The sequence below is a fragment of the Kitasatospora sp. Ki12 genome (assembly GCF_054601375.1).
This window is the reverse complement of record NZ_BAAIHT010000002.1, coordinates 1,407,979-1,431,906: the sequence shown is the minus strand read 5'-3', so window position 1 is coordinate 1,431,906 and position 23,928 is coordinate 1,407,979. Positions and strand designations below refer to the sequence as shown.

Below are 23,928 nucleotides of genomic sequence, written 5' to 3'. Positions count from 1 at the left end.
ATAGTGAAGGGGTGGGCATGGAACTGTTCCAGGTGGCCGACGCGGGGGCCGGGCCGTACGGGGTGGCGGTGGGGGCCGACGGGGGTGTCTGGTTCACCGCGGTGCACAGCGGGGAGGTCGGGCGGCTGGCGGCCGACGGGTCGGTGCGGCGGTTCGGGCTCGGGGCACCGGAGTGCGGGCCGGCGGTGATCACGGCCGGCCCCGACGGGGCGCTGTGGTTCACGCGGATGCGGGACCACCGGATCGGGCGGATCGGCCCGGACGGCACGGCGAGCTCCTTCGCGCTGCCGACACCGGACGCCGGGCCGTACGGGATCGCCGCCGGGCCCGACGGGGCGCTGTGGTTCACCGAGATGAACGCGAACGCGGTCGGGCGGATCACCGTGGACGGCGAGGTCACGGAGTACCCGCTGCCGGTCGCCGGGGCCTTCCCCTCGCTGATCACGGCCGGGCCGGACGGCGCCCTGTGGTGCGCGCTGAACCAGGCGGACGCGGTGGCGAGGATCGGCCCGGACGGGGAGGTGGCCGTCCACCCGCTGCCCACCGCGGGCACCGCGCCGGTCGGGATCACCGCCGGGGCGGACGGCGCGCTCTGGTACGTGGGCATCGGCGGCGGGCTGGTCGGGCGGATCACCGTGGCCGGCGAGGTGACGGAGCACCCGCTGGCCGACCGGGCGGCCAGGCCGCACGCGATCGCGGCCGGGCCGGACGGCCGGCTCTGGTTCACCGAGTGGGGCGCCGGCCGGATCGGGGTGCTCACCCCGGACGGGCGGCTCGACGGCCGGCCCGTCCCGGGCGAGGGCGCCGAGCCGCACGGCATCGCCGTCGCCCCGGACGGCACGGTGTACGCGGCGCTGGAGCGCGGCGAGATCGTCCGCCTGGCACCCTCGGGGTTTGCACCGGATCAGGGCTGACGGCGCAGCAGTTCCTCCAGGTCGGCGAGGAGGCCGAGGGCGGCGGCCCGGTCGGGGACCGGCTCCGGGGCGGGGGTGCGTTCGGCGATCACCCGCAGGGCGGCGGCGGCCTGGCGGGCGAACATGGCGAGCAGGTCGAGCTCCGGCAGGCTGGCGCGGGCCTGCGGGGCCGGGTCCAGCACCTCCAGGACGCCGAGGACCCGGCTGCCGTGGGTGAGCGGCGCGGCCATCAGGGCGTTCGGGACGTACGCGGTGGACTCGGCGAAGTCCCGGTCGAAGGTGCGGTTGGCGTCCAGGTCGTCGACCACCATCGGCTCGCCGGAGGCGGCGACCCAGCCGGCGATGCCCTGGCCGGCCGGGAAGCGCCGGCCGACCAGCGACTCCTCGCCGCGGCCGGAGACGGCCTGGAAGACCAGCTCCCCGGCGGTCTCGTCGAGCAGGCACACCGAGCCGGCCTGGGCGCCGAAGATCGCCCGGGCGACGTCGACCACGGACTGCAGCAGCTCGCGGGCGAGCGGATCGACGGCGGGGTCAGTGCTGAGGGTCATCGGGCGCCTCCGGGGTGGGGGTGGTCGGGACCTGGACGTTGGCCGCGGTGAGGTACAGCGCGCTCTTCAGCTGGAACGTGGTCAGCCTCGGCCGCCGGGACAGGATGCGGGCGCAGAGCCCGGCCACGTACGGGGTGGCGAAGCTGTTGCCGGTGGTGCGGATGGTGGTGCCGCCGAGCCAGGGCACCCGGACGTTCTGGCCGGGGGCGAAGAACTCGACCGGCGGCTCGGGGTTGTAGAGGTGCAGGTCGGGGTCGTCCTCCTGGTGGCTGCCGACCGAGATGACCGAGGAGAACCGCCAGGGGAAGCTCTCCACAGGGGTGTTGTGGGCGGAGGCGACGATCGCGGTGCGGGCGAAGAAGGCGTCGTCGGCGATCGAGTGCAGCTCCTCCAGGAAGCGGGTCCGGGTGGTGGAGAGGCTGAGGTTGACGACGTCGAAGCCCTGCCGGACGGCCCAGCGCAGTCCGGCGATCAGCATGTCGCCGGTGCCGGTGAAGCGTTCGCCGAGGACCCGGACGCTGTAGAGCTCGCAGTCCGGGGCGGTGCGGCGGATGATGCCGGCGCAGGCGGTGCCGTGGCCGCAGGTGTCGCCGGCGGTGTCCGGGCGGACGGTCAGCTCCCGGGTGACCGGGTCCTTGACCACCGCCCAGGAGCCCTGCAGCGGGCCGACCAGCGGATGGTCCGGCTCGATGCCGGAGTCGACCACGCAGACCCGCACACCCTTGCCGGTGCCGTCGCTCCCCTCGCTCCCGTCGGTGAGGCGGTCGGCCAGCACCGGGAGGTCGGCGGGGCCGCGGTCGCGCAAGCTCCAGGTGAGCCCGGCCGGGCCGTTCACCGGGTGCCCCCGAGCCGCTCGGCCCGCCGCACGCCGGGCAGGTGGCCCTTGGTGGCGAAGCGGTCCCGGGCGGTGGCGGCGGCCGCGGCGGCCTCGGCCGGGCGGTCGAGCAGCAGCAGGGCGTGCGCGCGGTCGAGCGCGGTGAGCGCCTGCAGCAGCAGCGACTCGGTGGCCCCGGCGGCGCTCAGGGCGGCCGCGGTGAGGTCCAGCGCGGGCTGGGCCTCGCCCCGGGCGGCGGCGAGTCGGCCGCGCAGCGCGTCCAGCTCGATGGCGAGCACCGGGGGCAGCGCGGTGGTGGCGTCCGCGCCGTCCAGGTGGCGGGCGGCCTGGGCCGGGCGGTCGGTGTCCAGCAGGACGCGCGCGGTGGTGAGGGCGAGCCGCGGCAGCGGGGCGGCGGTGCCCTGGTGGCGGGCGATCTCGGCGGCGTCGGCCAGCAGGTCCAGGGCCTGGCCGGTCTGGCCGGTGGCGGCCGCGGCCTGGGCGGTCAGCGCGGGCAGCGCGACCATCGCCTCGGCCAGCGACAGCTCCCCGGCCAGGCCGTTGGCCTCGGCGAGCAGCAGCTCCGCCTCCTCGGGGCGGTCCCGCAGGGCCAGCAGGACGGCCAGCGGGCCGTTCAGCGCGACCCGCACGGTGCGGCGCCCGGCGCCGTGCTCGGCGAGCAGGGCCCGCAGCCGGAAGGTGGCGTTCGGGACGGGCTCGGGGCCGGCCAGCAGCGCGGCGGCCAGCGCGCCGAGCACCGCCGCCCGGTCCAGCTCGGCATCGGTGCGGGAGACCCGGTCGAGCGCCTGGTCGAGCAGTTGCTCGGCCTCGGTGTGCCGGCCCGCCAGCAGGTGCTCCTCGCCCAGCCGCAGCAGGGCGCGGGCCCGGCCGAGCTCGTCCCCGGTGTCGGTGAACAGCGGCAGGACGGCGCGGGCGGTGGCGGCGGGCTGGTCCTGACCGGGCGGCAGGCCGCGGGCGGCCAGGGCGAGCCGGGCGTGCGCGGCGTCCAGCGGGTCGGCGGCCGCGTCGCGCACCTGGGCGAGGACGGGCAGGGCCTCGTCGGCGCGGCCGAGCGCGAGGCGGGCCTCGCCGAGGCGGCGCAGGGTCGGGCCGGCGGCGCGCTCGTTGGGGTAGTGCAGTCGGACGGCCCGCTCCAGCAGGTCGGTGGCGGCGGGCAGGTCGGCGCGGGCCAGGGCGGTGGCCCCGGCGGCGCCGAGGGCGGCGGCCGCGCGGGTGCGCAGGGTGTCGGTGCGGGCGTCCAGCAGGCCGAGTTCCAGCCGGTAGCGGTGGGCGCGCTCCAGATGGCCGCCCACGGCGGCGGCTCCGACGGTGCGGACGGCCGGCAGGTCGGCGGCGCGCTCGTGGCGTTCGGCGCGGGCCCGCTTGGACATCGACTGGTAGACCGACTCCTGGACCAGGCCGCTGCTGAACCGGTAGCCGCTGCCCGCCGGTTCGAGCAGACGGCGCTCGGCCAGCCGGGCCAGCGCGGCGTGCAGCCGGGGTGGAGTGGTGTCGCCCTCGGTGGGCGGGCCGGCCGGCAGGCCGTCGATCGGGCCGGTGAAGACGTCGTCCTCGGGGTCGGCGAAGGCGTCCTGGTCGGTGCCGCCGTGGGCGAGTTCGGCCAGTTCGGCGGCGGTGAAGACGCGGCCGAGGACGGCGGCGAGGTCCAGGGTGGCGCGCTCGTCGCGCTCCAGCCCGTCGATCTGGGCGCTGAGCAACGCCCGTCCGGCGGGCGGGAGTTCGTCGGCCAGGGCGGGGCCGTCGGGCTCGGTGAGAGCGGCCAGCAGCTCCTCCAGGTGCAGCGGGTTGCCCTCGGCGCGCTCCAGCAGCCGGGTGGGGACCGAATCCTGGTGGGCGCTCAGCTCGGTCAACTGGGCGGCCAGCAGCGCGGATTCGTCCCAGGACAGGCCGCCGACCGGCAGCGTCGGCAGCTCCGGGCGGGCCGCCGGGAGCTCGGGGCGGGCCAGGCAGAGCAGCAGCACGGGCGCCGGGCCGAGCACCTCGGTCAGCCGCTCGGCGGCGTCCAGCAGGGCCGGACCTGCCCACTGGCAGTCGTCCAGCACGAGCACGGCGGGGCGCTCCACGGTGCGCCCGCGCAGGATCGCCGCCAGCAGCTCCAGCGACTGCCCGGCGCCGACACCCGGCGCGGTCGCCTCGTCCAGCCGGGCCAGCGCCTCGGCCGGGGCCGCGCCCTCGGGCTCGTCCAGCAGGGTACGGACGGCCTCGGCGATCGGCGCCAGGACGCCCTGCTCGCCGAAGCTGCGGCAGCGGGCGGTGCCGCAGCGCGCGGTGCGCCGGCCCACCCGCTCGCGCCACTCGCGCACCAGCCGGGTCTTGCCGATCCCGGCCTCGCCGGACACCAGCAGCAGCTCGGCGCCGGAGCCGCCCGCGACCCGGGCCAACGCGAAGTCCAGCTCCGCCAGTTCGCGTTCCCGGCCGACCAGCGGGACGTCGAAGCGGCGCAGCAGCTCCGGGTCGTCCTCGTCCAGGCCGACCAGGCGGTAGGCGGTGACCGGGTCGGCCTTGCCCTTCAGGTGCAGCGGCCCGACCTCGTCCACCTGGGCGGCCGGGCCGGCCGCGCGCAGCGTCTGCGGGCCGATCAGCACCTGGCCGGGGGCGGCCCGGGTCTGCAGCCGGGCGGCGATGTTGACGGTCTCGCCGGAGATCAGCGCCTGGCGCGCCGAGGCGTCCGAACCCGCCACCACCTGGCCGGTGTTGACGCCGATCCGGACGTCCAGCCGGACCCCGAGGGTCGCGTCCAGCTCGGTGTTGAGGTCCTCCAGGTCCTCCAGCATGGCGAGCGCGGCGGCCAGCGCCCGGTGGGCGTCGTCCTCGCGGATCACCGGGACGCCGAAGACGGCCATCACGGCGTCGCCGATGAACTTCTCCAGGGTGCCGCCGTGCGCCTCGATCTGGCGGTGCATCCGCTCGAAGTAGCGCAGGATCACCTCGCGCAGCGTCTCCGGGTCGAGCGCGCCGGACAGCGCGGTGGAGTCGACCAGGTCGCAGAAGACCACCGTGACCAGCTTGCGCTCCTCGGCGGCCAGGTCGAGGGCGGCGGACCGGGGGGTGCCGCAGGAGGGGCAGAACTGGTCGTTCGTGGCGACGAGTTGGGCGCAGAGTGGGCAGGGCATGGTGGCCGTCCTTCGGTCGTCCTCCGCTGTGCGGGGCGTACGGGGGCTGTGCGGGGCGCGGGCGGTGCGGGCGGGCGAGGGGTGTCCGGCCGCTCGGGTGGCCGGGCGTCCGGGTTTCCGGGCCAGGGTCGCGGGGGCGGCTTCGGGCCCGGTTGGGGAGCGCCTTGCGGGCGGTATGGCCGCAGCCGGGGCGGGGTGCCCGGGCGCCCGGCGGGCCCCGGGCGGGCCCGGTGGGCGGTGCCGTCGCCACCGCGACCTGCGGCCATACCGCGGACCAACCGGCCCTGAAGCCCGGCGCAGCCGGCCCCTCCCACCATGGTCGGCACGGCGGGCGGCCCGCCCGTCGCCACCGCGACGTCCCACCTGTGGAAGGGAGTTCGACCATGGCTGAGAACATGGAGAACATGGACCAGAACCTCGGCGAGAACGGCGAGGAGACCCCGGAGGTCGAGGCGCACGCCGCGAACGTCCTGGACCTGCAGTCGATGAAGGTCCTCGCCGAGGCCTCGGACGGCAACTGCTTCAGCCTGATCAGCTACGTCGGCGGCGCCGAGACCTCCGCCTGACCGGCACCGGTCACCAGGCCGGACGCCCACCGGGCGCCAGGCCGTGCGCGGGGGCGGGCGCACCACCGCCCCCGGCCGCCGGCCGCTCGCCACGCAAGGCCCCCCGGGGCGGTCCCGTCGTCACGGGGCCGCCCCGGCCCGATGCCACCACTGGACCCAGACCCGGAGGACGGCCATGGACTCCACCCCGCTCGCCCGCAACCGGGACTTCCGGCTGCTCTGGATCGGCGGCCTGCTGGCCTCGCTCGGCTCCCAACTCGCCTCGATCGCCCTGCCCCTGCTCGTCCTGCGGGAGACCGGCTCGGCCGCCCGGGCGGGCGCCATCGGCACCGTCTCGGTCGGCGCGCTGCTGCTCACCATGCTGCCCGGCGGCGTGCTCGCCGACCGGATCGAGCGGCGCCGGCTGATGCGGATCTGCGACGTCGCCAGCCTGCTCGCGGTCTGCGCCCTGGTCGTCGCCGTGCTGCGCGGGCACGCGCCGCTGCCGCTGGTCCTGCTGGTCGCCGCCGCCGGGGCGCTGATCTCCAGTGTCTACGGGCCCGCCGCAGGTGCCCTGTTGCGCACGGTGGTGCCGCGCGACCAGGCCCGGGAGGCCTCCGCCCGGATGCAGGCGCGCGGCGCCGCGGCCCGGCTGATCGGACCGCTCGGCGGCGGGGCGATGTTCGCCTGGCACCCGGTGCTGCCGTTCCTCGCCGAAGGCGTCGGACTGCTGCTGTCCACGGTCTGCGTGGCCCTGATGCGGACCCGCTCGACACCCGCGGAGAAGAGCGGATCGCCGTTCAGCAAGCAGGAGCTGACCGCCGGGCTGGCCTTCATCTGGCGGCAGCCCTATCTGCGGACCCTGCTGCTGATCTTCGGCCTGGGGATGAACTTCGCGTTCAGCGCGCTGATGTTCGCCACCCTGGCCGTCGCCTCCGACGGCGGGCACTCCGGGGTGGGCGGTGGCACGGTCGTCTCCTGCACGGCCGCCGGTGCGCTGGCGGGTGCGCTGCTCGCTCCGAGGCTGGGGGCCAGAGCGCGCGACGGCAGTCTGGTGGCGCTCGCCTGCTGGGCGTCCGCGCTGACCGCCGGGGTGCTGACGGTGACCAGGGCGCCGCTGGTGATCGGGCTGCTCTGCGCGGGCTGCATGTGCCTGTCCACCGTCGCCAGCATCGGTTTCGTCGCCGGGATGCTGCTCGCCGCGCCGCCGGACCGGATCGGCCGGGTGCAGAGCGCGGCCGGCTTCCTGTCCACCCTGATCCAGCCGTTCGGCCCGCTGGTGGGCGGCACCCTGCTCGGCTCCCTCGGCGGCCCCCGGACCTTCGGCCTGCTGGCGCTCGCCATCGCGCTCTGCGCCGCCGTGGTCACCTGGGCGCCGCCGGTGCGCCGCGGACCGGTGCCGGTCCCCGCCGTCTGAGCCGTCCGACCCGATCCCGCTCCGGAAGGGAGGCGCCATGGCCGGCGCCCACGAGACGCAGCTGTACTGCCTCGCCGACCCGACGTACTACGACACCCCGGGACGGCTGCGCGACCGGGCGGGCCGCTACCCGCTGGGCCTCGGCGCGCCGCCCGACGGCTGGCGGCGCGAGCAGCGCGGGCTGTGGACGGCGCTGCGGCCCGAGGGGGTCCGACTGCCGGAGCAGGGCTGGAAGGTGCACGTGTCGGCGGTGGAGGAGGAGGCCGCGGGGACGCTGGCCGTCGTCGCGCGGATCTGTACGAGCCGCCGGGTGGCGTTCAAGTTCCTCCGCAGCCCGGCGGCGCTGCGGGTGGCCAACGGCAAGTTCACCGGGCGCGGCGGCAGCGGCAAGTTCATCACCGTCTACCCGGGCTCCGACGAACAGTTCATCGAGCTGGCCGAGGAGTTGGCGCGGGAGCTGGACGGGCGCCACGGACCGTACGTGCTGACCGATCTGCGGATCGGCACCGCCCCCGTGTACGCGCGCTACGGCGCCTTCGTCGAACTGTGGTGCCAGGACGGGACCGGACGGGCGGTGCCCGCGCTGCGCGACCCCACCGGGGAGCTGGTGCCGGACTCGCGCGAGCCGGTGTTCCGGCTGCCAGGGTGGGTCGAGCCGCCGGAGGCGCTGCGCCCGCACCTGGCCGCGCGGGCGGCCGCCACCGGCGAACTGCCGTACCGGATCCTGGAGGTGCTGCAGTTCTCCGCCGCCGGCGGGATCTACCTGGCCGAGCGCCCGGACAGTGGCGGGCGGGTGGTGCTGCGCGAGGCGCGGCCGTACGCCGGGCTGGACGCCGCCGGGGCGGACGCCCTGACCCGGCTGCGGCGGGAGCAGTGGGCGCTGGAGCGGCTGGCCGGACTGGACTGCGTACCCCGGCTGCACGAGGTGCGGACGGTGTGGGAGCACACCTTCCTGGTGCAGGAGCACATCGAGGGCGTCCAGCTGTTCGCCGAGGCGGTCCGCCGCTACCCGCTGGTGCACCAGGACTGCACGGCCGAGCAGCGCGCGGCGTACGCGCGGTGGGTCGACGGGGTGGTCGCCGGGCTGGAGAAGGCGCTCGGCGCGCTGCATGAGCGGGGCGTGCGGTTCGGGGACCTGCACCCGGCCAACGTGGTGCTCCGGCCGGACGGTTCGGTGGTGCTGGTCGACTTCGAGTACGCGGCGGAGCTCACCGACCGGCGGGTGCCGACGGCCGGCGCGGCCGGGCTGCCCGTCCCGCCCGGGCTGGACGGCGCCGAGGCGGACCGGTACCAGCTCTGGGCGAGCTGGTTGATGCTGCTGATGCCGCTGCTCGAACTGGCCGACCGTGACCCGGGGAAGCTCCCGGCGCTGGAGCGGCGGGCACGGGAGTGGTTCGGACTGGGGCCGGAGGAGGGGCCGGTGCGCCCAGGGACACTGGCGGCCTGGACGGCGCTCAAGGCCCGGACGGCGCTCACGGAGTCGGCGAGCGAGCGGCGCGGCCGGGAACTGCTGGCCGGGCCCTCGTGGACCCCGGCGCGGAACGAACTGGTCGCCGGCATCCACGCGGGCGCCACCCCGGACCGCCCGGACCGGCTCTTCCCCGGCGACGTGGCCGGCTTCGCCGACGGTGGCACCGGCGTCGCGCACGGCGCCGCCGGGGTGCTGTACGCGCTGCACCGGTCGGGCGCCGACCCGCAGGCGTACGAGGAGTACACGGACTGGCTGGTCGCGGCCCTGCGCCGGCGCGGCGCCCGACCGGGCACGGGCGGACTGTACGACGGACCGCTCGGCATCGCCGTCGTGCTCGCCCGGCTGGGGCGCCCGGAGGCGGCCGAGGAACTGCTGGCCGCGGCGCGCGCGGCCCGGCCGGCCCGGCAGGTCGGCCTGTTCGGCGGCCGGGCGGGCGCCGCGCTCGCCCGGCTGCGGCTGGCCGACGCACTGGGCGGGCGGCGGGAGACCGCGGACGCGCTGGCCGACGCCTGCGAACTGGCGGCGGTGGTCCGCGGCGAGACGGTGGACGGGCTGGACGCGCCCGCGGCGGCCGGGCTGCTCTACGGGCTGGCCGGCATCGCGCTGCTGCAGCTGCGGCTGTACCGCCGCACCGGCGAGCGGTGGCTGCTGGACGCGGCCCGGACGGCCCTGGAGCGGGCCGTCGCGCAGTGCGTCCGGGTGCCGGACGGCTCGGTGCAGGTGCTGGAGGCCGGACGGCGGCTGGCGTACCTGGACCGGGGGAGCAGCGGGATCGCCCTGGTGGTGCGGGAGTTCCTGGAGAGCGCCGGACTGCCCGGCGGGGAGGAGTTCCTGGCGGACGTCCGGAAGGTGTGCGCGCCCGGATTCATCCGGGAGCCGGGGCTGTTCCGCGGACGGGTCGGGCTCACGCTGGCGCTGGACCGGCTGGGCGCGGGCGAGGCGGGCGACGGACAGCAGGACGGGTGGGTGACCGGGCAGGTGGCCGAGCAGGTCGCGCGGCTGCAGTGGCACCTGGTGGCGCGGCCCGAGGGGCTGCTGGTGCCGGGGATGCGGCTGCGGCGCTTCTCGGCGGACCTGCACACCGGCGCGGCGGGCGTGCTGCTGGGGCTGTGGGGGCTGGAGGAGGAACGGGGGGACGTGCTGGACCTGCTGACGCTGGGGTGAGGCGTCAGCGGGCGGCGGCTGGGGAGGAGCTTGCGTCGACGGGGCGCGGGTGGAGAAGGGCCGGGCCGGGGGAGGCGGTGGCCGCGCACTCCCGGGCGTGCAGATGGGTCAGCCGGGGGAGCGCGTACAGGGCCGCGTGCGCCGTCACCTCCCCGGTGGGCGAGGTGACCGCCCCCGTGTCGGTGAGCGACTCCAGGGTGCGCAGCGCCAGCCGTTCGGGGCGGCCCAGGGCGGCGGCGGCCTCCGGGAGGGTGAAGAGCAGCGACAGCGGCAGCGCGGCGAGCCGGGCCAGCGCGAGCCGGCCCTGGTCGGTGAGGTCCCGCCAGCCGGAGTCGAGCCGGGCGCGCACGGCGACGTCCCCGGCGACCAGCTCGTCCAGCGCGCCCGCCGGGTCCTCCAGCCGGGCCGCGAACTCGGCCGGCGGCAGGTGGCGCAGCACGGCCAGCCGGGTGCCGGCGACCCGTACGGCGAGCGGCAGCAGCCCGCAGGCGTCCACGATCCGGGCGGCGGCCGCGCGGTCGGTGCCGATCCGGCCGGTGCCGACGATCCGGCCGAGCAGTTCCACCGCCTCGGTGGGGGCCAGCGGCGGGACGGTGATCCGGTGCACCGAGGCCAGGCCGGCGAGTTGGCTGCGGGAGGTGACCAGGACGGCGCTCGGGCCGTGGCCCGGCAGCAGCTCGCGGACCACGGCCTCGCCCGGGGCGTCGTCCAGGACCAGCAGCATCCGGCGCCCGGCCAGCGAGGCGCGCCACAGGGCAGCGGCCCGGCCGGGGTCGGCGGGGGCCGGACCGGCCGGGTCGGTGCCCGATCGGCCGGTGAGGGAGGCGAGTTCGGCCAGCACCTCGGGCAGCGGGCGCGGGACGCCGTCCTCGGTGCGCAGCCGGACGAGCAGCCGGCCGTCCGGGAAGCGGTCGGCGAGCAGATGGCCGGCGTGCACGGCGAGCGCGGTCTTGCCGCTGCCGGCCGGGCCGGAGAGCACCGCGACCCGCCCACTTCCCTCGCCCAACTGGTCTACCAGGTCCCGTAGTTCGGCCGTCCGTCCGGTGAAGTCGGCGGTGTCGGCGGGTAGCAGGACGCCGTCCGGGGCGGCAGTCCGGTCCGGACGGCCCGCGGCGGGCCCGGTGCGGCCGCGGGCGAGCAGCTCGCGGTAGCGGGTGGTCAGCGCGGCGCTCGGTTCCAGGCCCAACTCGCGGGCCAGCAGCTGACGGTGGGTGTCGTAGACGGCGAGCGCCTCGGCCTGCCGGCCGCAGAGGTGGAGCGCGTTCATCCGGGCGGCCTGGAGGCGCTCGCGCAGCGGGTGGCGCTCGGCGAGCTCGGCCAGCTCCTCGGCGACCGCGACGGCGTTGCCGAGCTCCAACTCGGTTTCCGCCCAGTCCTCGTGGACCCCCAGGCAGCGGGCCTCCAGCCGCTGCGCCTCGGCGTCGACGGCGGGCGAGGAGCGCAGGTCGGCGAGCGGCGGGCCCTGCCAGAGGTCGAGGGCCTGGCGCAGCAGCCGGGCGGCCGGGGCGAGCGCACCGCCGTCGGCGGCCGCCCGGCCGGCCCGGGCCAGGGCGCGGAACTGCAGCAGGTCGAGCTCGGGTTCGGCGACCCGCAGCAGGTAGCCGCCGGCCGAGTGGACCAGCCGGTCGGGGCCCTCCTCGCGGCCGAGCAGGGTGCGCAGGGTGCAGACGTACACCTGGAGGTTCTTGCGGGCGGTGCGCGGCGGCTCCTCGGGCCACACCGCGTCGGTGAGCAGGTCGACCGGGACGGCGGCGTTGGCGCGGCTCAGCAGGACGGCCAGCACCAGCCGCTGCTTCAGCGGACCGAGCGGCAGCGGGCGGGCGCCGGCCTCGCCGGTCAGCGGGCCGAGGACGGAGAAGCGCAACCGGGTGGCGGCTGCGGGCTGGGCCAGGGGCATCGGCGTACCTCCGGGGCGAGGGCGGGGCGGTGACCGTCCAGGGGTGCGGGGTGCGGGGCGGTGGTTCGAGGGGCGCTTCGGGGGTGGTTCGGCAGCGGTTCGAGGGCGCTTGGTCGGTGCGCGCAGGCTACTTGACCGTCGATCGGGGCTGAAGGGCACGCGATCGGACGGGTTCCGGCACGCCGCCTTCACGGCCCAGGCCTTCGGGGGCCGGGTGCCCGGGGTGAGGCGTACTGGTGTGCGGGTGGGGTTCCGGCAGGTCGGGCGGGGTGCGGCGGGGCGGCTCGGGACGGTGGGCGGGCGGTGCGCGAAGCCCCGGCGCAGGGGCGGACGGGAGGGGCGCGTTCCGGTGGTTCTCGACCGGGCCTCCGCAGCCGGGCGAGCGCGGCCCGAGCGGGCCCGGGGCGGCCGCCGCGCGTGGACGGTCCGGGCGGGGCCCGGGGCGGGAGGTCCCGGTCGGGGCCCGGGAACTCGGGCCCAGCGGCCCCGGGCGGGCGGGCCCAAGGGCCCTGGGGCGGGGGGCGTGCCGGTTCGGATCATGGATCGCCATCATTCGCACGACGTTCCTAAGGAGTGGGTCCTTGACCGCCATCCAGGCACAGGGCGACCCCACGCGACCGCCAACGGCCGTACCGGCCACGGCGGTTCGGGCCAGGCGGCCCAGGTCGGCCCTGGTCGGGCTGCTGACCACCACCGACCACAAGACGATCGGCACCATGTACCTGGTGTCCTCGTTCGCGTTCTTCCTGATCGGCGGCATCCTCGCCCTGGTCATGCGCGCCGAACTCGCCCGGCCGGGGACCCAGATCCTCTCCAACGAGCAGTTCAACCAGGCGTTCACCATGCACGGTTCGGTGATGCTGCTGCTGTTCGCGATGCCGCTGTTCACCGGCTTCGCCAACTGGATCATGCCGCTGCAGCTCGGTGCCCCGGACGTCGCCTTCCCGCGGCTGAACATGCTGTCCTTCTGGCTGTTCATGTTCGGCTCGCTGATCGCCGCCGCCGGCTTCACGACCCCGCAGGGCGCCGCCGACTTCGGCTGGTTCCTCTACGCGCCGCTCTCCGACGCGATCCACTCGCCCGGTGTCGGCGCCGACATGTGGATCATGGGCGTGACGCTCTCCGGCTTCGGCAGCATCTTCGGCGCCGTCAACTTCATCACCACCGTCATCTGCATGCGCGCCCCCGGGCTCACCATGTTCCGGATGTCCATCTTCTGCTGGAACGTGCTGCTCACCTCGGTGCTCGTCCTGCTGGTCTTCCCGGTGCTGGCCGCCGCCCTGCTGGCGCTGGAGTGCGACCGCAAGTTCGGCTCGCACGTCTTCGACCCGGCCAACGGCGGGGCGATGCTCTGGCAGCACCTGTTCTGGTTCTTCGGGCATCCCGAGGTGTACATCCTGGCGCTGCCGTTCTTCGGCATCGTCTCGGAGGTCATCCCGGTGTTCAGCCGCAAGCCGATGTTCGGCTACGCGGGCCTGATCGCCGCGACCGTGGCCATCGCCGGCCTGTCGGTGACGGTGTGGGCGCACCACATGTACGTCACCGGGCAGGTGCTGCTGCCGTTCTTCTCCTTCATGACCTTCCTGATCGCCGTCCCGACCGGGGTGAAGTTCTTCAACTGGGTCGGCACCATGTGGAAGGGCTCGCTGAGCTTCGAGACCCCGATGCTCTGGACGGTCGGCTTCCTGGTCACCTTCCTCTTCGGCGGACTCACCGGCGTGCTGCTCGCGGCGCCGCCGATCGACTTCCACGTCTCCGACTCGTACTTCGTTGTCGCCCACTTCCACTACACGCTGTTCGGCACCGTGGTCTACGCGATGTTCGCCGGCTTCCACTTCTGGTGGCCGAAGATGACCGGGAAGAAGCTGGACGAACGGCTCGGCAAGATCACCTTCTGGACGCTGACCGTCGGCTTCCACACCACCTTCCTGGTGCAGCACTGGCTCGGCGCCGAGGGCATGCCCCGCCGCTACGCCGACTACCTGGCCTCGGACGGCTTCACCACCCTGAACACCGTCTCCACCGTCGGCTCCTTCCTGCTGGGCCTGTCGATCCTGCCGTTCCTCTACAACGTCTGGAAGACCGCCAAGTACGGCGAGAAGGTCACCGAGGACGACCCGTGGGGCTGGGGCCGCTCGCTGGAGTGGGCCACCTCCTGCCCGCCGCCGCGGCACAACTTCGTGAAGCTGCCCCGGATCCGCTCCGAATCCCCGGCCTTCGACCTCCACCACCCGGACATCGCGGCCCGGGACGTGCTGCACCACAGCGGCAAGCCCGCCACCCACCTGGGCGACGTGGAACCGGTCAAGTACGACCGGCCGCTGAGCCGGGCGGACCGGGCGGACCGGGCGGGCCGGGCGGACCGGGCTCGGGTGCCGTCCGCCATTCCCGCGGCGCCCTCCGCCGAGGCCCCGACCTCGGACGGCTGAGGCCGCCCCCCGAACGCCGTCCCCGCCCGCGTCGCTGCCCCCGGGCGGGCGGGGACGGCCCCCTCGCCCCTTGCCCCATCCGTCCCACCGCCCCATCCGCCCCATTGCCCCGACGTGACCAGGAAGGCCGGGTCGTGAACCACACCGTGCTCGCCATCGGCACCGCCGCCCTCACCGCGGGCGGCTGTGTCTGGTACCTGCCCGCCATCGCCGACCTCCAGGCCGGTGCCGACCGCCCCCGCTCCACCCGCACCGCCGCGGCGGCGTGCGTGCTGTGGTGGGCGGCGCTCGCACTGGCGGGCGGACTGCTGCTCGTCGTACCGGACTGGCGGCCCGCCGCGCAGATCGCGCTGGCCGGCCTGGTCGGCGGCGCCGCGCTGCGGGTGCGGGCGCTGTGGGACCGGCGGCGGGAGGTGCGGGACACCGCGGCCCGGTGGGCCGCACTGGACGCCGGGCCCATCCCGCGCACCGGCCGGCCGCTCGCCGTCGCCCTCGCGGGCTGGCTGGTGGTCGGCTCCGCCGTCGCCTCGCTCGGCGCGGTGGCGATCCTGCTCTCGGGCGGGGGGAGCGTCGGCCCCCGGGTGGTCCTCGCGGGGACCGGCGGCGCGGTGGTCGCGCTCGTCTTCCTGCTGCTGGGACTGGGGAGCGTCCGACGCCAGGGCCGCTGAGGGCGATGACAACAGCGTGAATGGGGCCGTTCGGCCCTGGGGTCCGGCGGTGCGGTGGGCGATGATGCCGTGGGCCCCGCCAGGAGTGTGCGGGGGTGACGAAGGTGGGGCCGCGCGATGGCGACCAAGACGGAGGGGGCCGGGGCACCGGCCCCGGTCCGGGTGTTCCTGCTGGACGACCACGAGGTGGTGCGCCGCGGCGTGCACGACCTGCTGGACGGCGAGCCTGACCTGGAGGTGGTCGGCGAGGCGGCCACCGCCGAGCAGGCCCTCGTCCGGGTGCCGGCGCTGCGGCCCGACGTCGCGGTGCTGGACGTCCGCCTCGGCGACGGGGACGGCGTCTCGGTCTGCCGGGAGCTGCGCTCGCGGATGCCCGGCCTCGCCTGTCTGATGCTCACCTCCTTCGACGACGAGGAAGCGCTGCTGGACGCCGTGATGGCGGGCGCCGCCGGGTACGTGCTGAAGCAGATCAGCGGCACCGACCTGGTCGCCGCCGTCCGTACCGTCGCCTCCGGCCGCTCGATGCTCGACCCCGGCGCGGCCACCCGCCTGCTCAACCGGCTGCGCAGCGACGCCGAACCCGCCCAGCCGGTCACCACCGGACCCGGGCTGACCGCGCGCGAGCAGGAGGTGCTCGCGCTGGTCGGCGAGGGCCTGACCAACCGGCAGATCGGCGAGCGGCTCTACCTCGCCGAGAAGACCGTCAAGAACCACGTCTCGCGGCTGCTCGCCAAGCTCGGCGTGGAGCGGCGGGTCCAGGCGGCTCTGATCGCCACCGAACTGCGTCAGACGTCCGCCGCGCCGTCCTCCCCGCTGCGCGGCTTCCGGGGCTGACCGGCCCCGGATTCGCGTCCCCGGCCCGGGGCCCTCGGCGGGCCCCCGCCGGGACCATCGGCCCTCGTGAGCGTCCCCCGGCCCGGGCGAGCGTCGCGGCATGAACCACGACCACGTCCCGCACCCCCGGCACCCCTCGTACGGCCTGCGCGAGCTGCCCGACCTGCCCGAACTCCGTGAACTCGACCGGAACCGGGCGCTGGAGCTGCCGGCCCGGGCCTCCGTCGGACGGGTCGTCCACACCGTCGACGCCCTCCCGGCGGTCCTGCCCGTGCCCTTCCGGCTGGTGCCCGGCGGCGTGCTGGTCTGCGCGCCCGCCGACTCCCGGCTGGTTCGCGCCGTCGACGGCGCGGTGATCGCCTTCGAGCCGACGAGGTGGACGGCCGCGACGGCTCCGGCTGGTTCGTCGCCGTCCTCGGCCACGCCCGGGTCGGCCGGAGCACGGCCGGCCGACACCGCCCGGATCCGCATCCGCCCGGCGCTGGTCATCGGCAGCTGCCCGATGTAGCCGTGCGTGATGGAGCGCGTCGCCTCCCGTGGTTCTTCTCCGAACTTCCGAATTTCCCTCCCGTGCCGTCACATTCGATCGTCGGCATCCGTCGGAGGTGTGCAGGGCGCGGTGGAACCGCCCTTGTGGAAGCACCGAACCGTCAATGGAGGAAAGAGCCATGAACTTCCGTCAGACCGCTTCCCGGATCGGCCTGCTGGCCGCCGGCCTCGCCGTCGTCGCCGGTGGCGCGGGCGTCGCCCACGCCGACATGGACCGCTACACCTCGGGCTCGCACTCGTGGCGGACCGGCAGTGGCGAGGGTGCCCCGAACGGGATGGCCGCGGTGATGGACACCAAGGCCGACGGCAACCCGGTCTACACCCGGTACAACCGCAACTACCCGAGCACCGAGCTCTACTCGCTGTGGAACAAGAACGGTGAGGGCACGAAGAGCTACAGCGGGGCGGGCGGCGTCATCTGGGACATGAAGACCTGCGTCTCGCTGCCCGCGGGCAGTGACGACTGCAGCAACTGGTGGTCCGACGACCACTGATCCCCGGGCCGTACCCCGGTGATGTCCCGGCGGGGCGGGTGGCGCCGCCCGCCCCGCCGGACTCCGGGTCCCCGTACAACCTGCATAACCACCCCCCCCGCCGAACAGGGCGGAATCCAACAGATCGTGCACATAGCCACCAGGAAAGGCCCGGACCGCACATGACTGACGAACCGCCGGTCGTCATCCGCAGGCTCAGCTACCGCATCGGCGACCGCCGACTCCTGGACGAGGCCGAACTGTCCGTCGCCGCCGGTGAATCGGTGGCGGTGATGGGACCGTCCGGTACGGGCAAGAGCACGCTGCTGGCCCTGCTGGTCGGCCTGGACAAGCCCTTCGCCGGTGAGATCAGGGTCGCGGGCCAGGACGTGCCGCGGCTGGGCGGCGCCCGCCTCGCGGCCTTCCGCCGGGACCGGGTCGGCATGGTGTTCCAGTTCGGCGAGCTGCTCCCGGAGTTGGAGCCGGTGGAGAACGTGGCCCTGGCCGGTCTGCTGGCCGGCCGGTCCCGGCGGGACGCCCTCGCCGAGGCCCGCGCGCTGCTGGCCGAGGTCGGCCTGCCCGTGCGCCCGGGCGTGACGACGGCGGCGCTGTCCGGCGGCGAACGCCAGCGGACGGCCATCGCCCGGGCCCTGATGGGCGCACCGCCCGTACTGCTCGCCGACGAGCCCACCGGCTCCCTCGACGGCCCGGCCCGCGACCGGATCACCCGACTGCTCTTCGACCTGCCCCGGAGCCGGGGGTGCGCCCTGGTCGTCGTCACGCACGACTCCGCGGTGGCGGCCGCCGCCGACCGGACCGTGCTGCTGCGCGCGGGGAAGCTGGTCGAGGAGCCCGCCCTGATCGGTGGTGCCCGGTGAACGGTGAGGGTGAGGGCGGTGCCCGCCGGTTCGGGCGGCCGTCCGGTTGGGCCGGGGAAGGCGCGTGGACCCGGTTCGTCGCCCTGCTCTGCGCCACGGCGGTGCTGGTCCTGACCGGCGGCGCGTTCGTGGCCACCACGGCCGCCTACTCCGGCCGGGAGAGCCGCTCGGACGCCCGGAACCCGGCGATAGCGGCCGAGGGCGACCACCCCACCGCCCTCTGGACCAGCCACTGGGACTCCTACCGGGGCCGCCAGTTCGCCGTCGTCCTGATCTCCCCGCTGACCGACGACGCGCCCCTGCCGCCCGGCGTCGCCCACTGGCCGGCCCCGGGCGAGGTGCTGCTCTCCCCGGCCCTGCGCGACGGGCCGCCCGAGGAGGACTTCGCCCACCGCTACGGCAGTGTCGCCGGAACCGTCGGTCCGCAGGGCCTGGCCTCGCCGGGGGAGCGGCTCGCCTACGTCCGGCCGACCGCCGAGCTGGCCTCGACCACCAAGCGCTGGGTCGGCATCACCGGCTACGGCGGCGGCTCCAAGGCGGCGTTCGGCGACATCAGGATCGTCCGACCGGCCGGCGAACTGCTGGCCGCGCTGGCCGTCCTGCTGGCCCTGCCCGCCCTGGTGCTGGCCGTGGTCGCCGCGCGGACGGGCGCCGTCCCGCAGGACCGCCGGCTCGCCCTGCTGACCGTCCTGGGCGCGCGCCGCCGCGACCGGGCGAGGGCCGTGCTCGCGGCGGCCGTCCGGCCGGTGGCGGCCGGGGTGGTGACGGGTGCCGCACTGCTCCTGCCGTTCCTGGTCCTCGACGTCGAACTCCCGTGGATCGACTACCGGTTGGACGCCGGGGACCTCCGGCGGGCCTGGCCCTGGCTCGGTGCGGCCACGGTGCTCGCCCTCGCGCTGATCGGCGCCGTCCTGCTCCTGGTCCGGCCGCGGAGCGCCACCGGAGCCGGACGCCCGACCCGGTCCGCCGGTGCCGGTGCTGGTGCCGGTTCCCGGGCGGCCGGGCCCGGTTCCGGTGTGGCCGGGCGGCTCCGGACGCCGGTCCTCGGGATGTGCGGCGGGTTCCTGCTGCTGGCCTGGTTCGCCGGCCCGCTCTTCGGCGGCGGCCGCTCCAGCGCCCAGGTGTTCATCGTGGCCACCACCGGACTGCTCGTCACCCTCCCCGCAGCCGTCTCCTGGGCCGTCTCCCGGACCGTCGGCCCGCTCGCCGCGGCCGCCGCCCGCCGCAGCCGCGGCCCGGCCCTGATCGCGGCCCGCACGGCGGCCGCCCACCCCGGCCTGGTGGCCGGGCTGACCAGCGCCCTGGTGCTCTGCGCCGGCCTGCTCGGCCAGGCCCGACTGCTCACCGACTACACCACCATGACCTCCGGTGGGCCTGCCCGGGTCGCCGCGGCCGGACAGGGCGCGGCGGCGATCGTCCAGGCCTCGGCAGCGGCCCGACCGGACCAGCGCTTCCTCGCCGCGCTCCCGCCCGGCGTGCACACCGTGTCCGTCGGCTCCGGCCCGGCCGGGCTCCCCCTCGTCCAGGCGCCCTGCGCGGAGCTCACCGCGCTCGCCCTGCCCTGCCCCACGGAGAACACGAGCGTCACCGTTCCGGCCGGAGGCCTCGACCGGCGGCTGCGCGAGGCCGTCCTGGACGACGGCGGGAGCGCCGGGCCCACCGGCGTCGCCGTCCGCACCGGGGCACTCACCGGTCTGCGGGACGACGGTTCGTACGGGCTGGTCGTCGTCGCCGACGGCGGCCGGCTCGACGTCCCGGCGGTGAAGGCCGCCGTGTACCGCCACCTCGGCGCGACGGCCAACGTCGACGTCCCCGGTGAGCGCGGCCAGTCCGCCGCCAACGCCCACCAGGCCCGCTGGGTGACCTTCCTCGGCGGGGCCGGCGCCCTGGTGCTGCTGCTCGCGATCGGGTTCGGCGCCCTGGCGCAGGCCCTCCGCTTCGCCGCCGCGGTCGCACCGCTCGCGCCCCTCGGCGGCGACGGCCGACTGGTCAGGTCCGCCGCCCGCCACCTGCTCGGCCTGCCCGTCCTGACCGCCGTCGTCCTCGCGACCGCCCTGGACACGGTGCTGGCCCTGCCCCGCCTCCAGACCCCCGACATGCTCGCCACCCCAGCCCGCTCCCTCACCGACTACGGCGCCCTCCTCGCTGCGGCCCTCCTGCTCACCGCCACCCTCACCGCCACCGCCGGCACCGCCGCCACCCGCCTCGCCGGCCGCTGGACACCGGCGGGGGACTGAGGCCTGTCGTGCGGGTCTTCGCCGGGTCCGCGACGCCAAGGCACGCACTCGCCCAGCCTCCGGCGTGCGTTGCACGCACCCTGACGCCGCGGCCTGATCCGACAAGACCCACAAGACACGCCCTGGGGCCTGCCTTGGGTGACCGGCGACCGGCGGGCTCGGGAGGGCGAGTCCGGGCGTCGGGTCGGAGGATGTCGCCGGACCGCCAGGACACCGCCGTGCGGCACCCCGCGGCCGCCGCCACGGCTCGTCGGCGGGCCGTCGGGAATGCCAGATCGACGGGGCGATGGACGTGTGACCGCCGTTTCGGGAGCGCGGAGAGCCGGTACGGCGACCGGGCCGGGATCCGGGCCCGGGCGGGGGGTCGGGGCGTCCGCCGGGTCGAGGAGCCGGCCGTGCCCCAGGGCGTGTCCGGTGCCGCGTCGACGGCGAACACTTGCCCGGTCGGCCGTCGGTCCGCTTCACTACCGGGCGGAGGGGGTGGCGCATGCTCGACTACGACCGGGAGGCGCGGGAGTACGACGCCTCGCGCGGGGGCGAAGCCCGGGCGGAGGCCGCGGCGACGGCCGTCGAGCGGCTGCTCCCGGCCGACACCCGTACGGTGCTGGACGTCGCCTGCGGGACGGGAATCGTCACCGCCCGGCTGCTCCGGCCCGGCCGCACCGTGCTCGGGATCGACCGCTCGCCCGGGATGCTCCGGCTCGCCGAGCGCCGCCTCGCACGGCGGGGCCCCGCCGGCGCCGTGGCCCGCGCCGACGCCACCCGGCTGCCGGTCCGCACGGGCGGCGCGGACGCCGTGGTGCTGATCTGGCTGCTCCACCTGCTGCCGTCGGCCGGACCCGTCCTGGCGGAGGCCCGCCGGGTGCTGCGGCCCGGCGGCGTGCTGATCACCACCGTCGACAAGAACGCCGCCGCGTTCACCGAGCCGAGCGACCTCGCCGAACTGACGGCACCGCTGCGCCGACGGCACGCACCCCGGGTGACGGACGACGCCGACCGGCTCACCCGGCACGCGGCCGCCCTCGGCCTGCACCCCGCGGGCGGGACGGCCTTCACCGGTGCCGGACAGGGCCGCAGCCCCCGCGCCTGGCGCGAGGCCGTCGAACGCGGCCGCATCCCCTGGTGCGCCGACCCGGCCGACGCGGCCGCCACCGTCCGGGCGCTCGCCGCCCTGCCCGAGCAGGACGCGCCGCGGCCGGACCCGCGCTACCGCCTGCTGGCCTTCCGGGCCTGACCAGGCGCCTGAACGGGCCCGGAGCGGCCCCGGCCGGCCCACGCAACGAACGGCGGGCCCCGGCACGTGAACCCCTGGACAGGACCCACCGGAGGAAGACCACGATGACCGCCACCGACATCGCCCGAGCCGTCAACGACCTGCTGTTCGATCCGGACCTCGACCTCGACGAGGCCCTCGACCGGCACTTCACGCCCGACTACCGCCAGCGCACCGACGGCGTCTGGAGCGACCGCGCCGGCTTCGCCCGGCACATGGCCAAGCTGCGCTCCCTGGTCCGCGGCGGGCACATCGAGGTGCACGACGAGCTGCGCGACGGGCTGAGCTATGCCGACCGGCACACCGTCACCGTCGTCAAGGAGGACGGCCGGACCTCCCGCATCGAGGTGTACCTCTTCGCCCGGCTCGCCCCGGACGGGCGGTTCCGGCGGGTCGAGGAGACCACCCGGCTCGTCGACGGCCACGAGGACGACCGGAACCTGGGTTCCGTCACGTGAGGGCGGCGTACCTGTCGGCGCACCCGGCGGGGCGGCCCGGAGCCCGGCGCCCGTCACCGCAGAAGTCGTCAAGGCCCGCCCCGCACCACGGGTCCGGCGCCGACACCCGGGGAGGGGAACCGTCATGGCGTCCGTCAGGGACAGGCTGAGCGACGCGCGGGGCCAGGCCTTCATCGGCCGGGAGGAGGAGGTCGACGGCTTCGCCCGGGCCCTGGCCGGTGACCCGCGGTCCCCGTTCGCCTTCTACCTGGTCGGCCCGGGCGGCATCGGCAAGTCGACGCTGCTGCGCCGCCTGGCCGACCGCGCCCGGGCGGCCGGACGGTCGCTCCTGGAGCTGGACGGCCGGTTCGTGAGCCGGGATCCGGCCGACTTCGAGCGGGCCGCCGCGCCGTTCCTGGACGTCCCCGGGACGGTCCTGCTCGTCGACTCCTTCGAGCACTGCCAGTGGCTGGAGGGCTGGCTGTGGCAGCGCTTCCTGCCCCGGGCCGCCGACGACGCCCTGGTGGTGCTGGCGGGCCGGCTGGCACCGCAGCCGCAGTGGACCGCCGACCCCGCCTGGGCCGGGCTGCTGGACGTCCGGGAGCTGCGGCCGTTCTCCGAGGACCAGGCCCGGGCCCTGCTGACCACGGCCCGGGTGCTGCCCGAGCTGCGGGAGCGGGTGCTGCGCTTCGCCGGGGGCAACCCGCTGGCCCTGTCGCTCGCGGCCGCGGCCAGGGCGTCGGACTGGAGTCGGGAGGACGTCTGGGCGCCCTCCGCCGACGTGCTGCGGACCCTGCTGTCCGGCCTGATCGGCGAGGTGCCGACCGCGGCCCACCGCCGCGCCCTGGAGGTGGCGGCGCAGGCCTACTCGACCTCGGAGGAACTGCTCGCCTCGGTGCTGCCCGACGAGGACGCCCACGCGCTGTTCGGCTGGCTCAGGGGCCTGCCCTTCATGGAGTCCACCCACCGGGGCCTGCACCCGCACGACGCCGCGCGCGAGACGCTCGCCGCCGACCTGCGCTGGCGCGCCCCCAACGGCTTCGTGGCGATGCGTCAACGGCTCGCCGAGGAGTACCTGCGGCAGCTGCGCGAGGCGCCCGAGGAGCGGGTGTGGACCGTCACCGACGAGCTCTTCCACGTCTTCCGGGAGGGGGAGATCGTGGCCCGCACGCGCACCTGGTCCCGGGAGGACGAGGTGCACGACCGGCCGCTGCGCCCGGACGACCTCGACGTCGTGCTGCGGATGGCCGAGGAGACCGAGGGCCCGGCCTCGGCGGAGCTGGTGCGCTACTGGGCGCGGCGCCAGCCGCAGGCGTTCAGCGTGTACCGGCTGGTCGGCACCGGCCGGGTGGTGGCGTTCACCGCCCGCCTGGCCCTGCCCGCCCCCGCCGACCCCGAGGACCTGGCCACCGATCCGGTGGTGGCCGCGGCCTGGGCGTACACCGAGGCCACCGCTCCGGTGAGCCCCGGCGAGCACATCGGCGTCAGCCGCTTCACGGTCTACCCCGAGCGGTACCAGGTCCCCTCCCGGGTGATCGACCTGAGCAGCTCCCGGGCCCAGGCGGAGTCCGCCCGCGCCCGCGGCCGCGCCTACGGCTTCGCGGTGTGGCGGGACGCCGAAGCGTGGGCCGCGCGGGTCAGGGGCAGCCTCACCGACACCGGCGCGCGGCCGCGGGTCGGCGACCACACCTACGGCGTGTTCGGCGTCGACTGGCGCCACGTGCCCGTCGAGACCTGGCTGCGGCACTTCATCGCGGCCACCGCCGTACCCGTGCGGGCCGGGCCGTCGGGGGTGTCGCGCAGCGGGTTCGACCAGGCCGTACGGGAGGCCCTGGGGCACTGGCGCGACCCCCGCGCCTTCGCCGCCTGCGCCCTGCTGCGCGCCCGGCTGGCGGCCGACCTCGCCGACCCCGTGGAGGAGTTGCGCACCCTGCTGCGGGAGGCCGTGGAGGACCTCGCCCGCGACCCGCGAAGCGCACGCGCCAAGGAGGCCCTCACCGCCGGATTCCTCTCCGGGGCGCCCACCCAGGAGGCCGCCGCCCGCCGGATGGGCCTGCCGTACGGGACCTACCGGCGGCACGTGCGGCAGGGGCTCGACCTGCTCTGCGAGGCGCTCTGGCACCGGGAGTTGCACGGCCCGGGGTAGGCGCGGCGGCCGCCCCGCACGCAGCCCGCCGGACCGGTCCGCGCGCACGGGTGATGATCGCGGTCTGCTACGTTCACCTGCACGTATGACTCGCTCGACC

The 23,928-nt window shown here is 76.4% G+C and carries 17 protein-coding genes and 1 pseudogene; 14 read left to right on the top strand and 4 right to left on the bottom strand.

Annotated elements, in window-relative coordinates; genetic code table 11:
* Positions 1-17 precede the first annotated feature (17 nt).
* On the top strand, positions 18-914 hold the full coding sequence (locus tag ACYP53_RS23975; protein WP_459648889.1) for a Vgb family protein: 897 nt from the start codon (positions 18-20) through the stop codon (positions 912-914).
* Here the strand turns inward: ACYP53_RS23975 and ACYP53_RS23970 are convergent.
* Genes ACYP53_RS23970 through ACYP53_RS23960 form a run of 3 tightly spaced genes read right to left on the bottom strand, consistent with a single transcriptional unit; the run spans position 905 to position 5,410 of the window.
* Positions 905-1,462 carry a GAF domain-containing protein gene (locus ACYP53_RS23970; RefSeq protein ID WP_189920325.1) on the bottom strand — a complete coding sequence of 186 codons (558 nt, stop codon included), beginning with the start codon at positions 1,460-1,462 and terminating at the stop codon, positions 905-907. The genes ACYP53_RS23975 and ACYP53_RS23970 overlap by 10 nt on opposite strands.
* On the bottom strand, positions 1,446-2,297 hold the full coding sequence (locus ACYP53_RS23965) for a S8 family peptidase (RefSeq protein WP_189920327.1): 852 nt from the start codon (positions 2,295-2,297) through the stop codon (positions 1,446-1,448). Before ACYP53_RS23965 ends, ACYP53_RS23970 begins: the two co-directional genes overlap by 17 nt.
* Complete coding sequence (locus ACYP53_RS23960) at positions 2,294-5,410, bottom strand: adenylate/guanylate cyclase domain-containing protein (RefSeq protein ID WP_459648888.1); 3,117 nt, start codon at positions 5,408-5,410, stop codon at positions 2,294-2,296. Before ACYP53_RS23960 ends, ACYP53_RS23965 begins: the two co-directional genes overlap by 4 nt.
* Positions 5,411-5,793: 383 nt before the next feature.
* On the opposite strand from ACYP53_RS23960, the gene ACYP53_RS23955 reads away from it, so the two are divergent.
* The 3 genes from ACYP53_RS23955 to lanKC all read left to right on the top strand — a co-directional run bounded on the left by ACYP53_RS23955 (position 5,794) and on the right by lanKC (position 10,007).
* Positions 5,794-5,976, top strand: coding sequence for a hypothetical protein (locus ACYP53_RS23955; protein ID WP_189920331.1), 183 nt, complete (start codon positions 5,794-5,796; stop codon positions 5,974-5,976).
* A 175-nt stretch (positions 5,977-6,151) separates the two neighbouring features.
* A complete protein-coding gene (locus tag ACYP53_RS23950; protein WP_459648887.1) occupies positions 6,152-7,372 on the top strand; it encodes an MFS transporter in 1,221 nt (406 codons plus the stop codon).
* A 37-nt stretch (positions 7,373-7,409) separates the two neighbouring features.
* The gene (gene lanKC / locus ACYP53_RS23945) at positions 7,410-10,007 is read left to right on the top strand and encodes a class III lanthionine synthetase LanKC (protein WP_459648886.1); all 2,598 of its coding nucleotides are present in this window, start codon (positions 7,410-7,412) and stop codon (positions 10,005-10,007) included.
* Between the two features lie 4 nt (positions 10,008-10,011).
* On the opposite strand, the gene ACYP53_RS23940 is transcribed toward lanKC, so the two are convergent.
* Positions 10,012-11,904, bottom strand: a complete 1,893-nt coding sequence (locus ACYP53_RS23940; RefSeq protein ID WP_459648885.1) for an AfsR/SARP family transcriptional regulator — start codon at positions 11,902-11,904, stop codon at positions 10,012-10,014.
* A 590-nt stretch (positions 11,905-12,494) separates the two neighbouring features.
* Between ACYP53_RS23940 and ctaD the strand changes: the two are divergent.
* The 10 genes and pseudogenes from ctaD to ACYP53_RS23890 form a co-directional block, all read left to right on the top strand.
* A pseudogene (gene ctaD / locus ACYP53_RS23935) lies at positions 12,495-14,156 on the top strand (aa3-type cytochrome oxidase subunit I); the annotation flags it as partial.
* Positions 14,157-14,467: 311 nt separating this feature from the next.
* Positions 14,468-15,001, top strand: a complete 534-nt coding sequence (locus tag ACYP53_RS23930) for a hypothetical protein (RefSeq protein ID WP_459648884.1) — start codon at positions 14,468-14,470, stop codon at positions 14,999-15,001.
* A gap of 117 nt (positions 15,002-15,118) precedes the next feature.
* Positions 15,119-15,835, top strand: coding sequence for a response regulator (locus ACYP53_RS23925; RefSeq protein ID WP_189920341.1), 717 nt, complete (start codon positions 15,119-15,121; stop codon positions 15,833-15,835).
* A gap of 100 nt (positions 15,836-15,935) precedes the next feature.
* Positions 15,936-16,343: a PNPOx family protein gene (locus tag ACYP53_RS23920; RefSeq protein WP_189920343.1), complete on the top strand. Its 408-nt coding sequence runs from the start codon at positions 15,936-15,938 to the stop codon at positions 16,341-16,343.
* A 160-nt stretch (positions 16,344-16,503) separates the two neighbouring features.
* Positions 16,504-16,878 carry a hypothetical protein gene (locus tag ACYP53_RS23915; protein WP_189920345.1) on the top strand — a complete coding sequence of 125 codons (375 nt, stop codon included), beginning with the start codon at positions 16,504-16,506 and terminating at the stop codon, positions 16,876-16,878.
* 161 nt (positions 16,879-17,039) lie between these two features.
* On the top strand, positions 17,040-17,735 hold the full coding sequence (locus ACYP53_RS23910; protein ID WP_189920347.1) for an ABC transporter ATP-binding protein: 696 nt from the start codon (positions 17,040-17,042) through the stop codon (positions 17,733-17,735).
* Entirely contained in the window at positions 17,732-19,972 is a 2,241-nt protein-coding gene (locus ACYP53_RS23905; RefSeq protein WP_189920349.1) for a hypothetical protein, read from the top strand. The genes ACYP53_RS23910 and ACYP53_RS23905 overlap by 4 nt, the downstream gene beginning before the upstream one ends.
* Before the next feature lie 487 nt (positions 19,973-20,459).
* Positions 20,460-21,206 carry a class I SAM-dependent methyltransferase gene (locus ACYP53_RS23900; RefSeq protein ID WP_459648883.1) on the top strand — a complete coding sequence of 249 codons (747 nt, stop codon included), beginning with the start codon at positions 20,460-20,462 and terminating at the stop codon, positions 21,204-21,206.
* A 104-nt stretch (positions 21,207-21,310) separates the two neighbouring features.
* Positions 21,311-21,703, top strand: coding sequence for a nuclear transport factor 2 family protein (locus tag ACYP53_RS23895; RefSeq protein WP_189920353.1), 393 nt, complete (start codon positions 21,311-21,313; stop codon positions 21,701-21,703).
* Between the two features lie 124 nt (positions 21,704-21,827).
* Entirely contained in the window at positions 21,828-23,828 is a 2,001-nt protein-coding gene (locus ACYP53_RS23890; RefSeq protein ID WP_189920355.1) for an AAA family ATPase, read from the top strand.
* The last annotated feature ends 100 nt before the right edge of the window (positions 23,829-23,928 follow it).

Coding starts and splice junctions, on each gene's coding strand:
- ACYP53_RS23975 (WP_459648889.1), top strand. CDS start 18: ATGGAACTGTTCCAGGTGGCCGACGCGGGGGCCGGGCCGTACGGGGTG.
- ACYP53_RS23970 (WP_189920325.1), bottom strand. CDS start 1,462: ATGACCCTCAGCACTGACCCCGCCGTCGATCCGCTCGCCCGCGAGCTG.
- ACYP53_RS23960 (WP_459648888.1), bottom strand. CDS start 5,410: ATGCCCTGCCCACTCTGCGCCCAACTCGTCGCCACGAACGACCAGTTC.
- ACYP53_RS23955 (WP_189920331.1), top strand. CDS start 5,794: ATGGCTGAGAACATGGAGAACATGGACCAGAACCTCGGCGAGAACGGC.
- ACYP53_RS23950 (WP_459648887.1), top strand. CDS start 6,152: ATGGACTCCACCCCGCTCGCCCGCAACCGGGACTTCCGGCTGCTCTGG.
- lanKC (WP_459648886.1), top strand. CDS start 7,410: ATGGCCGGCGCCCACGAGACGCAGCTGTACTGCCTCGCCGACCCGACG.
- ACYP53_RS23940 (WP_459648885.1), bottom strand. CDS start 11,904: ATGCCCCTGGCCCAGCCCGCAGCCGCCACCCGGTTGCGCTTCTCCGTC.
- ACYP53_RS23925 (WP_189920341.1), top strand. CDS start 15,119: ATGGCGACCAAGACGGAGGGGGCCGGGGCACCGGCCCCGGTCCGGGTG.
- ACYP53_RS23920 (WP_189920343.1), top strand. CDS start 15,936: ATGAACCACGACCACGTCCCGCACCCCCGGCACCCCTCGTACGGCCTG.
- ACYP53_RS23915 (WP_189920345.1), top strand. CDS start 16,504: ATGAACTTCCGTCAGACCGCTTCCCGGATCGGCCTGCTGGCCGCCGGC.
- ACYP53_RS23910 (WP_189920347.1), top strand. CDS start 17,040: ATGACTGACGAACCGCCGGTCGTCATCCGCAGGCTCAGCTACCGCATC.
- ACYP53_RS23900 (WP_459648883.1), top strand. CDS start 20,460: ATGCTCGACTACGACCGGGAGGCGCGGGAGTACGACGCCTCGCGCGGG.
- ACYP53_RS23895 (WP_189920353.1), top strand. CDS start 21,311: ATGACCGCCACCGACATCGCCCGAGCCGTCAACGACCTGCTGTTCGAT.
- ACYP53_RS23890 (WP_189920355.1), top strand. CDS start 21,828: ATGGCGTCCGTCAGGGACAGGCTGAGCGACGCGCGGGGCCAGGCCTTC.